This window comes from Arthrobacter sp. K5 (assembly GCF_040448525.1).
GTDB lineage: Bacteria > Actinomycetota > Actinomycetes > Actinomycetales > Micrococcaceae > Arthrobacter > Arthrobacter globiformis.
In genome coordinates, this window is the sequence record NZ_CP159279.1 from 3,706,816 (window position 1) to 3,719,206 (window position 12,391).

General features: G+C 66.6%; 13 protein-coding genes. 9 read left to right on the plus strand and 4 right to left on the minus strand.

From position 1 onward, the window contains the following. The first annotated feature begins 124 nt into the window (after nucleotides 1-124). Together ABRP34_RS16840 and ABRP34_RS16845 are read left to right on the plus strand one after the other, a co-directional pair. Entirely contained in the window at nucleotides 125-922 is a 798-nt protein-coding gene (locus tag ABRP34_RS16840; protein WP_003799257.1) for a hypothetical protein, read from the plus strand. After that, nucleotides 906-1,655 carry a 5-oxoprolinase subunit PxpA gene (locus tag ABRP34_RS16845; RefSeq protein WP_043417936.1) on the plus strand — a complete coding sequence of 250 codons (750 nt, stop codon included), beginning with the start codon at nucleotides 906-908 and terminating at the stop codon, nucleotides 1,653-1,655. The genes ABRP34_RS16840 and ABRP34_RS16845 overlap by 17 nt, the downstream gene beginning before the upstream one ends. Before the next feature lie 26 nt (nucleotides 1,656-1,681). Here ABRP34_RS16845 and ABRP34_RS16850 read toward each other — a convergent pair whose 3' ends face one another. Continuing rightward, nucleotides 1,682-3,052: a DUF445 domain-containing protein gene (locus ABRP34_RS16850; RefSeq protein WP_353711068.1), complete on the minus strand. Its 1,371-nt coding sequence runs from the start codon at nucleotides 3,050-3,052 to the stop codon at nucleotides 1,682-1,684. Nucleotides 3,053-3,102: 50 nt separating this feature from the next. On the opposite strand from ABRP34_RS16850, the gene ABRP34_RS16855 reads away from it, so the two are divergent. The 4 genes from ABRP34_RS16855 (at nucleotide 3,103) to ABRP34_RS16870 (ending at nucleotide 5,907) form a co-directional block, all read left to right on the plus strand. After that, the gene (locus tag ABRP34_RS16855; protein WP_353711069.1) at nucleotides 3,103-4,032 is read left to right on the plus strand and encodes a glycerophosphodiester phosphodiesterase family protein; all 930 of its coding nucleotides are present in this window, start codon (nucleotides 3,103-3,105) and stop codon (nucleotides 4,030-4,032) included. A gap of 12 nt (nucleotides 4,033-4,044) precedes the next feature. Then, nucleotides 4,045-4,839, plus strand: coding sequence for an AzlC family ABC transporter permease (locus tag ABRP34_RS16860; RefSeq protein ID WP_353711070.1), 795 nt, complete (start codon nucleotides 4,045-4,047; stop codon nucleotides 4,837-4,839). After that, nucleotides 4,836-5,147: an AzlD domain-containing protein gene (locus ABRP34_RS16865; RefSeq protein WP_003799246.1), complete on the plus strand. Its 312-nt coding sequence runs from the start codon at nucleotides 4,836-4,838 to the stop codon at nucleotides 5,145-5,147. Before ABRP34_RS16860 ends, ABRP34_RS16865 begins: the two co-directional genes overlap by 4 nt. A 94-nt stretch (nucleotides 5,148-5,241) precedes the next feature. Next, nucleotides 5,242-5,907, plus strand: a complete 666-nt coding sequence (locus tag ABRP34_RS16870) for an SIS domain-containing protein (RefSeq protein ID WP_353711071.1) — start codon at nucleotides 5,242-5,244, stop codon at nucleotides 5,905-5,907. Nucleotides 5,908-5,960: 53 nt separating this feature from the next. On the opposite strand, the gene ABRP34_RS16875 is transcribed toward ABRP34_RS16870, so the two are convergent. Together ABRP34_RS16875 and ABRP34_RS16880 are read right to left on the minus strand one after the other, a co-directional pair. Beyond that, complete coding sequence (locus ABRP34_RS16875; protein ID WP_003799243.1) at nucleotides 5,961-6,185, minus strand: hypothetical protein; 225 nt, start codon at nucleotides 6,183-6,185, stop codon at nucleotides 5,961-5,963. 167 nt (nucleotides 6,186-6,352) lie between these two features. Then, nucleotides 6,353-6,973 carry a TetR/AcrR family transcriptional regulator gene (locus ABRP34_RS16880; protein ID WP_353711072.1) on the minus strand — a complete coding sequence of 207 codons (621 nt, stop codon included), beginning with the start codon at nucleotides 6,971-6,973 and terminating at the stop codon, nucleotides 6,353-6,355. Nucleotides 6,974-7,086: 113 nt separating this feature from the next. Between ABRP34_RS16880 and ABRP34_RS16885 the strand changes: the two genes are divergently transcribed. Together ABRP34_RS16885 and ABRP34_RS16890 are read left to right on the plus strand one after the other, a co-directional pair. Further along, a complete protein-coding gene (locus tag ABRP34_RS16885) occupies nucleotides 7,087-7,425 on the plus strand; it encodes a thiamine-binding protein (RefSeq protein ID WP_353711073.1) in 339 nt (112 codons plus the stop codon). Between the two features lie 55 nt (nucleotides 7,426-7,480). Then, entirely contained in the window at nucleotides 7,481-8,158 is a 678-nt protein-coding gene (locus ABRP34_RS16890; protein WP_353711074.1) for an O-methyltransferase, read from the plus strand. Between the two features lie 106 nt (nucleotides 8,159-8,264). Here ABRP34_RS16890 and ABRP34_RS16895 read toward each other — a convergent pair whose 3' ends face one another. Further along, entirely contained in the window at nucleotides 8,265-10,418 is a 2,154-nt protein-coding gene (locus tag ABRP34_RS16895; protein WP_353711075.1) for an FG-GAP-like repeat-containing protein, read from the minus strand. Nucleotides 10,419-10,780: 362 nt separating this feature from the next. Between ABRP34_RS16895 and ABRP34_RS16900 the strand changes: the two genes are divergently transcribed. Further along, nucleotides 10,781-12,385, plus strand: a complete 1,605-nt coding sequence (locus tag ABRP34_RS16900) for a multicopper oxidase domain-containing protein (RefSeq protein WP_353711076.1) — start codon at nucleotides 10,781-10,783, stop codon at nucleotides 12,383-12,385. Nucleotides 12,386-12,391: the final 6 nt, after the last annotated feature.

Genomic DNA, 12,391 nt, shown 5'->3' on the forward strand with positions numbered 1-12,391 from the left:
CCGGCTGATGTGAGGGCTGGCCCGGCACCACTATGATCAGCATGCTTGGTATCTTGAGGTGTGGCCTAGTGTTAAGGCTAGACGGCGGTCTCCGGCCGCCGGTTGTTCCGAGGTAGAGGTGATGATGGCCAAGCGACGCAATCCCGCGATGAGAATCGCGCAGGAAACAGCCCACAACGCCGTGTTCGACGCACACGGCAATCCCAAACCCGGCGTTCACAACCTGCTGCTGCGGGCCGTGGAGATCCAGCGCCCGCTGGTGGTGGCGAACATCCGCCGGCTCCAGCGCCGCAACCCGCGGGCATCTGCAGCCCAGCTCGCGGACATCCTGGAGCGCGACTATCTTCGGGCAGTGACAGGCGGGGGAGCGCTGGTCGGGGCCACCGCCGTCGTTCCCGGGGTCGGCACTGTGGCGTCACTGGGCCTCTCTGCCGCCGCCACCGTCGGTTTCCTCGAGGCAACGGCCCTGTACGCCACCTCGCTGGCCGAACTGCACGGGATCCGGATGACGGATCCGGAGAAAGCCAGCACCCTGGTGATGGCCGTGATGCTCGGCGAGGAGGGCACCGCGTTGCTGGGCTCGCTCAGCGGCCAGGCCATGGGCCGCGGCAAGGGTGCCAGCCAGGCCTGGGGAAATGCGCTGGCGGGCAGGATGCCGTCGTCCGGGTTCGGTTTCATCCGTGAGCGCATCCAGAAGGCCTTCCTGCGGAACCTGCTCAGGCGGCAGGGAACCGCCCTGTTCGGACGTGCGCTGCCTTTCGGCATTGGAGCGGTGGTGGGCGGTGCCGGTAACCTCATGATGGGCAGGGCCGTCGTCGCCAACGCGAAAGAAGCCTTCGGGCCGATGCCGGACACGTTACCGGGCGAGCTCACGAGTCAACGGGACACAACGGAAGGTAGTGCGGGTGGATCTGAACGCTGACCTCGGGGAGTCCTTCGGCTCCTGGACCATGGGTGATGACGCGGCCATGTTCGAGCTCATCACGAGTGCTAACGTGGCCTGCGGCTTCCATGCCGGAGACCCCGTGACGATGCTGGATAGCTGCCGCGCCGCCTATGAACTGGACGTCACGGTCGGCGCCCACGTTGGCTACCGGGACCTCGCCGGCTTTGGGCGGCGCTCCCTGGACATGTCCTTCGACGAATTGTTCGGCGACGTCCTGTACCAGCTCGGGGCGCTCGACGGGGTAGCGCACGCGGTGGGTGCCACCGTGGACTACGTCAAGCCGCACGGTGCCCTCTACAACCGGGCATTCCACGATGCCGAGCAGGCTTCCGCGCTGGTGGCAGCCATCCACGCGTACGATCCCGGGCTGCCGATCCTGGGTCTTCCGGGTTCCGAGCTGCTGAAGCAGGCGCAGGATGCCGGGCATCCCGTATTCCGCGAGGCGTTCGTGGACCGCGCCTACCTGCCGGACGGCACTCTGGTGCCGCGCTCGCAGGAGGGCGCCGTGCTGCACGACGTCGTGCCGATCGTTGAGCGGGCGGTGCGCCTGGCGCTCAAGGGTGAGGTGGTGGCGGTGGACGGGACCGTGGTCCGGGTGGACCCGGATTCCCTGTGCATCCACGGCGACACCCCCGGCGCGGTGGAAATGGCTGCGGCCGTCCGCGCCGGCCTGGAGGAAGCCGGCGTGGAACTAACGCCGTTCGCCTAAACCCGTCAGCCCGGGGACGCGGCGTGTCAGCCGAACGTCAGGTGGGCCACCGTGAAGATGGCGAGTCCGGCGAGGGATCCCACCACCGTGCCGTTGATCCGGATGAACTGCAGGTCCTTGCCCACCTGGAGCTCGATCTTCTGCGACGTTTCCTCGGCATCCCAGCGGGCCACCGTATCCGTGATCACCCCGGCTATGTCGGACCGGTAGGTGCGGACCAGATAGCCGGCGGCGTCGCCGATCCAGGCATTGACCTTGCCGGCCAGTTCCTCGTCGGTGACCAGCCGGGTGCCGAAATCGCGGACGGCCGCCTTGAACTTCACCGTCAGTTCGCTGTCCGGATCGTCGACGGCGGTGAGCAGCGCGCCCTTGATGGTGGCCCAGGTCCGGGAAGCAAGTTCACGGACCTCCGGATCGCCAAGCACCTGCGCCTTGATGCCCTCCGCGCGGGCGATCATGGCGGGATCGTGCTGCAGATCCTGGGCCAGGTCGGTCAGGTACTTGTCGATGGACAGCCGGACCTGGTGCTGCTGGTCATCCTGGACCGCCCGGGTGAATTTCAGCAGCTCGATGTAGACCTTGTCCCCCACCAGGCCGTCCACGAAGCTGGGCACCCACTGCGGGGAGCGCTCCGTGACGAGCCGGCTTACCGTCTGGTGGTTGGCCGCCACCCAGTCCGCTGCCCGGTCCACGAGGAGGTCCACCAGCTTGTGGTGGTGCCCGTCGGCGAAGATCCGCTCGGCCATGCGTCCCACGGGCGGGCCCCACGGGGGAGCCAGCAGGTGCCTGCGGACCATGCCCTCGATAACGGCCTGGACGTCGTCGTCGTTCAGGACTTTGAACGTACCGCGGATGACGGCGGCGCCCTCTTTGGCCACGCGCTCGGCGCCGCCCGGGCCCGACAGCCAGCTACCCACTTTGCCGGAGATGTTGATGCTGGCCAGTTTGTCCTGGACCACCTGTTCGGAGAGGAAGTTGGTCTCCACGAACTCGCCCAGGGACGCGCCGATCTGGTCCTTGCGGCGCGGAATGATGGCGGTGTGCGGGATCTTCAGCCCCATGGGGTAGCGGAACAGGGCCGTCACTGCGAACCAGTCGGCCAGTGCGCCCACCATGCCGCCTTCCGCAGCGGCCCGGACGTACTCCAGCCAGGGGTACTGCTTCTGCAGCGCGAAGGCCACGACGAACACCACAGCCATGGCTATGAGCAGGCACAGTGCCACCACTTTCATCTTCCGGAGTGCGGCCGCCTTTTCGGCGTCGCCCGCCGTGAGCTGGCGTACGACGGCGGGACGCGCCGGAGTTCGGCCGCCCTGTTCGTCTTTCCGCTCGGGGCTTTCCGGGGAAAGCTCCTCCGTCGAATCTTGCTGGGTGGTTGGCTCAGAGTTCACCTGCATGTGCCAAGCCTAGCCCCGCTTTGGCGGCCGCGGTCCGCTAACGTGTGACCATGACAGCCGACGAGTCAGCCCTAACCCGTCCCCTGGTCTACGCCCACCGGGGTGCCAGTGCGGATTTCGCCGAGCACACCCGCGCCGCCTATCTCCGGGCGCTCGCCGACGGCGCGGACGGCGTGGAGTGCGATGTGCACCTCACCCGCGATCAGCACGTTGTCCTGCTGCACGACTCCAATCTGGACAGGACCTCGGACGGCACCGGTCCCGTGGCCGAACGCACCGTCGACCAGTTGCGGCTGCTGGATTTTTCATCCTGGAAGGGCGTCCGGATCCCCGAGGCCTACGGGCCCAGGTCCGAACAGTTCCTGACCCTGCCGGACCTGCTGGACCTGCTGCGGGCTGCCGGGCGGGAGATCGGGCTGGCCATCGAGCTGAAGCATCCCAGCCCCTACCAGCTGCGGCTGGAGGACCGGGTGCTGGAAGTGCTGCGGGCCGAGGGCTGGGATGCCGCCACATCCAGGTTGGGCAACATCCGGGTGACCTTCATGAGCTTCAGCCCGGACTCGGTGAGGCACCTTCGCAAGTCGGTGCCCGGTGAGTTCATCTGCCAGCTCGTGGACGACGTGAATGTCACCGGGATCCGTGAGGAGCTGGGCCTGGGGCCTTTCACGGGCAGTGCTGTGGCCAACGTGATGAAGGCCGCGCAGCTGGAGGGTGAACGGATTCTCAACGAGGGCGCAGTGGAAATGGCCGGGCCCGGCATTGATTATGTCCGCCGGCATCCCGGCACTGTGCGGCGCTGGCTGGACTCCGGGCGCCGGTTCCGGGTCTGGACGGTGGACGAGGACCACGATGTGGAGCTGTGCCGGGGGCTGGGCATCCATGAGATCACCACCAACCGGCCGGGGCAGGTCCTGGCCCATCTCCGGCAACCAGCCCTGGCGTCAACCGCGACCACAACCCAGTCGCAGCCGCCGCTGTGATTGAGTGGTGGCATGCCCATCACCTGGCCCCCGAAACTCCTGCGTTCCCCTGCGGTCCGTGTTGGCTTTTCCATCAGCGTCGCCACCGGCCTGTACGGGGTATCCTTCGGGGCCCTCTCCGTGACCTCGGGCCTGGACTTCTGGCAGACCATGGCACTGAGCCTGCTGCTGTTCAGCGGCGGCTCCCAGTTTGCGTTCATCGGCGTGGTGGCGGGCGGCGGATCAGGGGTGGCCGCTATGGGCGCGGCAACTCTCCTGGGCATGCGCAACGGCATCTACGGCATGCAGCTGAACGCACTGCTGCAGCCGCGGGGGTGGCGCCGGTTTGCCGCCGCACACGTCACCATTGACGAGTCCACCGCCACCAGTACCGGGCAGTCCGACCCGGACGAGCAGAGGCGCGGATTCTGGGCCGCCGGCATCGGGATCTTTGTCCTCTGGAACGTCTTCACCGCGGTTGGCGCGCTGGCCGGAGGTGCGCTGGGAGACCCGAAACAGTGGGGGCTCGACGGCGCAGCCGTCGCGGCGTTCCTCGGTCTGCTGTGGCCGCGGCTCAAGGGCCGGGAGCCGGTGGCAATCGCCGTTGTCTGCGCCCTGGCCACGGTGCTGGCGGTGCCGTTCGTCCCGGCGGGTGTCCCCATCCTGATTGCCGCCGTGGTGGCCGCCGTCATCGGCTGGCTCAGCCATGGCCGCCAGGACGAAGGGCTTGAACCGGACATCGATCCCTATACGGAGCGGCACCCCGGCCATCACCCGGGCGCCGGACAGTACAAGGGCAACGGGACCAACCCCGGAGGAGCCAAATGAGTCTGTGGGTGTGGCTGCTGCTTTCCTGCCTCTTCGCCTACGCGTGGAAGCTGGTGGGCTACCTGCTTCCGGACAGCCTGCTGCAGAACCCCAGGATGTCCCGGATGGCCGGAACCATGACCATCGGGTTGCTGGCATCCCTGACGATCGTCAACACCCTGGCCAGCGGGCAGGCGCTGGTACTCGATGCCCGGCTGGGCGCGTTGGCGGCCGCCGCTGCAGCCCTGTTCCTCCGGGCGCCCTTCCTGGTGGTTGTGCTGGCAGGTGCGGGAGCTGCGGCCCTGCTCCGGCTGGCCGGCTGGAACTGAGCCGGCTGGCACATCAGCCAGGCCGACGCGGCATTTTGAGTGACGTGAATCACATCCGTTGTATGCTCGAAGTAGCTAAGAGGAGCATCAAAAAATGAAGGCCGTCAGCAGACTGTCGCGTACCCGCGCCACCGACGCGCAGTTCGAAGTGAAAGCCCCGGTGGATATCGTCCTCGAGCACCTGCGCCAGGTGGGCCCCGCACTGGCCTCCCTGCGGAACGAATCCTCGCGCTTGGCTGGCTGGGGAGAGGAACTGGCCCGCCGCCTGCTGTCCGGAAACCGCCTGCTCACGGCGGGAAGCGCCGGTTCGGCGGCCGAAGTGCAGCAGTTCACCGCGGAACTGCTGGGGCGCCACGCCGGTGAGCGCCGGCCATTCTCCGTCATTGCCCTTCGGCCAGGGGTGGCAGCCAGCGCTGCGCCGGTCAGTGCCATCGAAATCGCGCAGGGCCACGCCGAAGAGGCTGCCGTCGGGGTGAGGGCGCACATCCGTTCCGGCGATGTCCTCCTGGTAGTCTCCGCCAGCGGGCACCGGCATGCCCTGCTGGAGGCCGCGACCGCGGCGCGGGCAGCCGGAGCCACCGTCTGGGCGGTGACGGGGGCGGCGCCCAACCCGCTGGCCCAGGCTGCGGATGAATCGATCTGCATCAACGCTCCCAAACCGCAGGTGCGGGAAGCGCAACTGATCGCACTCCAAGCCATGAGCGAATGCCTGGCTGCGGCCCTGCACGCCACGGCCACCCGGCCGGAACCGCCCAGATGAACCCGAAGCCCCAGGGGCCCTGAGGCGCGGGGTTGGGCTTGGTCGGGCCGGACTCAGGCGGCGCCGTAGGCGTCAGGGGAAGCTGGCTCGGACCGTCTGGCGAGCTCTTCGGTGGCGAGATCGTACCAGTCCTGGGCGCCGAACACTGGCGTCGGGGTATCGAGGTTCCGGTAGAGTGCGTCCACGATGATGGCGAGCTCGTCGGTGGAGGCTGCCATCAGGGTAGCTTCAGGGTCCGGCGCGTGTTTCATGAACTGGGCAAGCTGTGAGCGGTTCATGGTGCCACGGCCGGTTTCAGATGAACACATGAAAAGAATGACATGATGTGCTCCGTATTTGGAATGCCCGAGGCTGGCTGCCTAACCCACTGGTGTGCCTAGCTTACTGTGCAAGCACTGTGTGCGGAATATGCCGGCCCGGGTTTCCGAGGCCGCCACACCAGTTGCTACTCAAACTGTGATGACGGGAGCGGCACCTGGGCAGGCAGCGGCCTGGTGGGCCGTTCCGCGCGGATGGCGTCCTCGACAAGGGCAGCCGGGCGGCGCCAGGCGTCCGAACCCGGCTCCATGGTGTCGACCACTCCGATCAGCATTGCCAGGAGCCGCACCATGTCCGTGAGTGAGATGTCCACCCGCAGGGTGCCCTGGTCCTGGCCGCGGTCAAGGAGTACGCCAACGGACTCGATCAGGCTCCCGGTGATTCCGGTCAGCAAGTCCCGCCGGCCGGCTACGGCACCGAGCAGGTTGGCGTTGTCGCTGGCTGCGCTCATCACGGCGTCAATGACCCGGAACAGGCCGTCGGCGGCATCGGTGCCGGCAAGGGCGACGTCGATAACAGGGTCCACGTGGAGGCGGAGCTGTCGGTTCAGGGCAGCCAGGACGAGCTGCTCCTTGTCCGAGAAATTACGGAACAGTGTTGCCGGCCCCACTCCCGCGGTGGCGGCAATGGTCTGCAACGGAACATCCGGGCCATACTGCCGGAAACACTCGCGGGCGGCATTAATGATCTTGTCCACGTTGCGTGCAGCGTCAGCACGAAGTGGCTTGCGCTCTACTGCGAGGTTCATGGAACCAAGGTTAGCAACGCTGTGTCAGCCTGACTCCGTTACCGGTTGGTAGCGCCGAATATGACGCAGCACACGTTTCCGGGCGGCAGATTCCTCCGTGTCAGACTGGACCCATGTTGCTTGCCTTTTCTGTCGCCCCTTCCGGAATTCCCGCTGATACTGCCTACGCTGCGGCGGGGAACGGCGATGCCTCGGTGCACGACGCCGTGGCTGCCGCTGTCAAGATCGTCAGGGAATCCGGGCTGCCCAATCAGACGGACTCCATGTTCACCACCATCGAGGGCGAGTGGGACGAGGTGTTCGACGTCGTAAAGCGTGCCACGGAGGCGGTGGGGAAATTCGGCAGCAGGGTGTCCCTGGTGATCAAGGCCGACATCCGGCCCGGCTATTCCGGCGAACTCACGGCCAAAGTGGAGCGCCTGGAAGGTGCCTTGAACGGTCCCCAAGCCTGAGGCTACTGACTGCCGCAGCCTAGCCGGGCCGGGCGCTTGCTGTAAGACTGTGCGCATGTTTGAGCACAAGCCGCGGCCCGAGTGGACGGCCGTAGAAGAGTACTTGTCCGACGTCGTCGTCCACCCCGACGATTCCGTCCAGCGCGCCGTCCGCTCCGCCGAAGAGGCCGGGATGCCGCCGATCGAGGTGACCCCGAACGCCGGAAAGCTTTTGAAGCTGCTGGTGCGGGCGTCCGGCGCCCGCAGGGTGCTGGAGATCGGCACGCTGGCTGGCTTCAGCACCATCTGGATGGCCCAGGGAATGCCCGACGACGGGCGGCTGGTGACGTGCGAATACCTCCAGAAGCATGCCGATGTTGCCCGGGCAAACGTGGACGCGGCGGGCGTCGGCCACAAGGTGGAGATCCGGACGGGTGCGGCGCTGGACACGCTGGCCGCCCTCGAAGCCGAAGGTGCGGCTCCGTTCGACTTCGTCTTCATCGACGCAGACAAGGAAAGCAACCCGCAGTACCTGGAATGGGCAGTGCGGCTGGGCAGGGCCGGAACCAGCATCGTGATGGACAACGTCGTATGGGAGGGTGTGGCGCTGGACCCCTCGATCGATGAGGTCAACGCCCCGGGAATCATCGGCGCGCTGAAGATGATGGGGGAGGACAGCCGGCTGGACGCCACCGTCATCCAGACCGTGGGGTCCAAAGGCTGGGACGGCTTCGCGCTGGCCGTTGTGCGTTAACCCCGCGTCGTCGTTAACCGCCCCACAGCGAAGCACCGCCCGCGTACTGGCTGTACGCGGGCGGTGCTCTTTTTGCTGGGTGCTCTTCCTTCCAGGAGCCGGTGAGCTACTGGATCGAACTCATCGAGTTCCAGCCGGTGCCGGCTGTGGACTTGCTGACGAGGGTGCTGCCGTTGCCGCGGTAAAGAAGGAGGGTTCCCCTCGAATCACGGGCAGTGATGTCCGCCCTGCCGTCACCGCTCAGGTCACCGGGGGTCGCCAGGGAGCTCAGGCCGCCCCAGCCGGCGCCGATCTGGACCCGGGCGAGGAACCCGCCGGCGCCGTCGCCACGGTAGAGCCACAGGCTGCCGGCAGCGTCCCGGGAGACGATATCGGGCTTGGCGTCGCCGTTGAAGTCGGTGCCCAGGATGGTGTTCTGGGTGTTCCAGCTGCTGCCGATCTGGATCCGTCCGGAGAGGCCGCCGTTGCCGACGCCGAGGTAGGCGTAGAGCCTGCCGGCACTGTCGCGGGCCACAAGGTCGGCCTTGCGGTCGCCGTTGTAGTCGCCCCCGGCGGTGATGGCGGTGAAGGAGTTCCAGCCGGAACCGATCTGGCTGCGGCTGGAGAAGCCGCCGAGTCCATTGCCCTTGTAGAGGTACAGCAGGCCGGTGGAGGACCTGGCGATGACGTCGGCCTTGCGGTCGTTGTTGAAGTCGCCGCTGCTGATGATCGAGTTCATCGAGTTCCAGCCGGTTCCGACCTTGGTCCGGGTCTGGAAGCCGCCGGTGCCGTTGCCGCGGTAGAGCCACAGGGTTCCGGTGGAGTCGCGGGAAACGATGTCGGCCCGGCCGTCACCGTTGAAGTCCTGCACCTTGCGGTACGGAGCGGTGACAGTGGTGCCGATCTGCACGGTGCGGCTCGCCAGCGGGCTGACGTTGCCGGCGGCGTCCGTGGCACGGACGAGGAAGTTGTACGTGCCGCTGACCTGTGCGTCCCACGTCTTCGGTGAGGCGCAGGTGGGATCCCAGACCACGTTCGTGGGCTGGAGCTGGCATTCGAACCGCGCACCCGTATCACTGCTCGTGAAGCTCAGGGTCGGGGAGTTGTCCAGGCTGGGCGAGGACGGGAACGGTGACACGATCGAAACCGGCGGCGCGACCGTGTCCACGGTGAACCTGAGGGTCCCGGAGGTCAGTCCGCCGGCAACAGCCTGCACAGAGTGGGGGCCGTTCGCCAGCGTGGGCAGTTTCAGGGAGTAGGTAGAACCGGTAACGGTGGCGGCCCGGGGAGCGCCGCCGTCGACAACGAGCTGAACCGGGCCCGCGGTTCCCGCGGGCAGCGTGCCCGTGATGGTAGGCGCGTTGACCCTCGTGATGTTGTCGGAGCTGGAGCGGCCGCTGTCGCTGGCAGCAGGCAGGTCAGGCGTATTGGGACCCCCAACGGAGTCCGTCGCGAGCAGGCCCTGGACCGTGAAGGTGTTCACCGTGAGGGTGTTCACGCCCGGCCCGCCGGCGTTCGGTCCGACGACGTTCACGAAGTTGTTGCCCGAGGGGGCGCCGGTGACAGTCCGTGCGGTGTTGATGTCGCCCAGGGTGCCGGCCGCAGCGCCCACCTGGCGGAGGAAGGTCGCGGTGGTCCCCCTGCCGAAGTCGCCGAGGAAGGCGGCTCCGACGCCGGCCCAGTTGCACGCGGCGTCGGGGGTGGGGGCGCAGGCGCCCTGGTCCAGGGTCTCGTTGATGACACCATCGGCGTCTGCCGTGAATGTGTGGATGCCGTACGGGTGGGTGATGGTGTACGACTGCCCGGCCACGAGGCCGTCCAGGCGGAACCGGAGCCGGGCGAAGCCCATCTGGTCGCCGTCGATCACGGCCTCGTTGGCATGCGCTGCTTCGAGGGCCGCTTCGTAGAGGCCAAGGTTGCCGCCGGACGCTTCAGCGGCGAACCAGAAGGCTTCGTCGGGGAAGTTGTCCGGGTAGGACGCCGGCTGATCGGGGTTCGGCGGCTCGACGAGGCAACCCTGCCCCGCCTGGTAGCAGAGCTGCAGCCTGACCGTGCCGTCCGAAAACCAGGTGGGGAACCCGTTTGCGGGGTCGACCGGGCCCATCCCGGCCGTTTCGGCGTTAGCCGGGACAGCGCCGAGGGGCGACAACGCGGCGGCGAGCAGGGCGCCGGCGACAGCCGGGGCAATACGGCCGGCCGTAATGGAGGCCTTGCGGTGCGCTGGCCGGGAGCGCTTGGCTCCGTCGGGCATCATGGGCCTCATCGCGGAATGCGAGGACATGGTAACTCCTTATGGACACTCGATTTGTGGCCCCCAGTACCTTCAAGGCCAAGCCGGGAGATGCGTTCCCAACTGCGTCAACACTGGACGCAGCACCTTGGATAAAGGTCGTATAAAACCGGTGAATTCGGGGGGCTGCGCTGCCCCATGTTCGCGTATGCCAAGGGATACGGTCCGGAAATCGTGCGGACTCCGGCCGGTGAAACGGAATTAGACCATCGATTTGAGGGGGCCCAATTGGGGGCGCCCTCCGGCGACCCCCACCCCTTCCCAGCCCGGTCCGGCTTTTTCCAAGTACGCCGCGACATCCTCGAACTATCCCAACCGGTCTCGAACCATCCGAATCGAAAGGAGGCCCGGTTATGACCGTGTCCAGACGAAATGTCCTGTTACTGGGTGGCCTCGGCGTTGTTGGAGCCGGCGTTGTTTCGCTCCCGCACGGCGAAGTGGAGGCCAAATCCGCCAGCAGGCTCAGCGGCGCAGAGATGCCCAAACCGTTCCAGTCGGCGTTCGTGATGCCGCCGGTGCTGGCCCCGGACAAGGTGGAGGTGGACCCGGCCGACGGCAAGCCAGTTAACTACTACACCGTGACCGAGAAGGCAGCCATGGCATCCATCCTGCCGCGGCTTCAGACACCTATTTTGGGCTACAACGGGATTTTCCCCGGCCCCACGATCAGCCTGGACCAGGGCACCAAGGCGGTGGTCCGGGTCCGGAACCGGCTTCCCGCAACACACCCGAACGATGGCCACGTGCTTTCCACGTCCACACACCTGCACGGTTCCGCCTCGCTGCCGCAGTTCGACGGGTATGCCAGTGACGTCACCCAGACCGGGTTTTTCAAGGACTACCACTACCCGAACTTCCAGCCCGCCCGCACGCTGTGGTACCACGACCACGGGGTGCACTTCACGGCACAAAACGCCTACTCCGGCCTGGCAGCCCAGTACCACCTGCACGATCCGCTGGAACGCCAGCTGCTTCCGCAAGGCGCATTCGACGTGCCTCTCATTATTTCCGACGCGATGTTCGCCGCGAACGGCGCCCTGGGCTACGACGACAATACCCACTCCGGACTCTGGGGGGATGTCATCCTGGTCAATGGCAAGCCGTGGCCGGTGATGAAGGTGCAGAAGCGCATCTACCGCTTCCGGGTCCTGAACTGCAGCATTTCCCGCTCCGTCAGGCTGACGCTGAGCACCGGGGATCCGCTGATCATCGTTGGTACCGACGGCGGCCTGGTCCCCACACCGCAAAAGGTGGCCAACTACCGCCATGCCGGGGCAGAACGGTACGAGGTGCTCATCGATTTCCGGAAGTACAAAGCCGGCCAGCGGATCGAGCTGCGCAACCTGTCCAACCCCAACAACGTTGACTACGACTTCACCAGCAAGGTGATGGCCTTCGACGTTACGGATGAACCGGTCAACACCGGCGACCCGACCTGGAACACGGTGCCCACGCAGCTGGCGCCCACCAATGAGGTCATGACCATGACCGAGAAGCAGGCCACGAAGGTCCGCAAGTTCCGGGTCAAGCGGAATGACGTCACCAACATCTGGACCATCGACGACGACAGCTGGCAGGACGTCATTGCCAGCGGCTACAAGAAGGTCGCCGCGGAGGTGGACCTGGACGCCGTCGAGGTGTGGGAGATCGAGAACCGGTCCGGCGGCTGGTTCCACCCCGTGCACATCCACCTCGTGGATTTCAAGGTCCTGAGCCGCAACGGCCGGGCACCTTTTCCCCATGAGCTCGGTCCCAAGGATGTTGTCTACGTGGGTGAGGGGGAGACGGTCCGGCTGCTCATGAAGTTCGGTCCGCACCGCGGCCGCTACATGGTGCACTGCCACAACCTGCCCCACGAGGACCACGACATGATGGTTCAGTTCCGGGTGGGGCTGAAGGAAGATGACAGCGATCCCAACGACCCCATGACGGCGGCGCTGCCCCAGTGGGACGGCTAGCGGCGC

Excerpts from the sequence above, each read along its gene's own strand:
- ABRP34_RS16865 (WP_003799246.1), top strand. The coding sequence starts at position 4,836 with ATGAGTCTGTGGGTGTGGCTGCTGCTTTCCTGCCTCTTCGCCTACGCG.
- ABRP34_RS16850 (WP_353711068.1), bottom strand. The coding sequence starts at position 3,052 with ATGCAGGTGAACTCTGAGCCAACCACCCAGCAAGATTCGACGGAGGAG.
- ABRP34_RS16900 (WP_353711076.1), top strand. The coding sequence starts at position 10,781 with ATGACCGTGTCCAGACGAAATGTCCTGTTACTGGGTGGCCTCGGCGTT.
- ABRP34_RS16890 (WP_353711074.1), top strand. The coding sequence starts at position 7,481 with ATGTTTGAGCACAAGCCGCGGCCCGAGTGGACGGCCGTAGAAGAGTAC.
- ABRP34_RS16870 (WP_353711071.1), top strand. The coding sequence starts at position 5,242 with ATGAAGGCCGTCAGCAGACTGTCGCGTACCCGCGCCACCGACGCGCAG.
- ABRP34_RS16895 (WP_353711075.1), bottom strand. The coding sequence starts at position 10,418 with ATGTCCTCGCATTCCGCGATGAGGCCCATGATGCCCGACGGAGCCAAG.
- ABRP34_RS16855 (WP_353711069.1), top strand. The coding sequence starts at position 3,103 with ATGACAGCCGACGAGTCAGCCCTAACCCGTCCCCTGGTCTACGCCCAC.
- ABRP34_RS16875 (WP_003799243.1), bottom strand. The coding sequence starts at position 6,185 with ATGAACCGCTCACAGCTTGCCCAGTTCATGAAACACGCGCCGGACCCT.
- ABRP34_RS16840 (WP_003799257.1), top strand. The coding sequence starts at position 125 with ATGGCCAAGCGACGCAATCCCGCGATGAGAATCGCGCAGGAAACAGCC.
- ABRP34_RS16885 (WP_353711073.1), top strand. The coding sequence starts at position 7,087 with ATGTTGCTTGCCTTTTCTGTCGCCCCTTCCGGAATTCCCGCTGATACT.
- ABRP34_RS16860 (WP_353711070.1), top strand. The coding sequence starts at position 4,045 with ATGCCCATCACCTGGCCCCCGAAACTCCTGCGTTCCCCTGCGGTCCGT.
- ABRP34_RS16880 (WP_353711072.1), bottom strand. The coding sequence starts at position 6,973 with ATGAACCTCGCAGTAGAGCGCAAGCCACTTCGTGCTGACGCTGCACGC.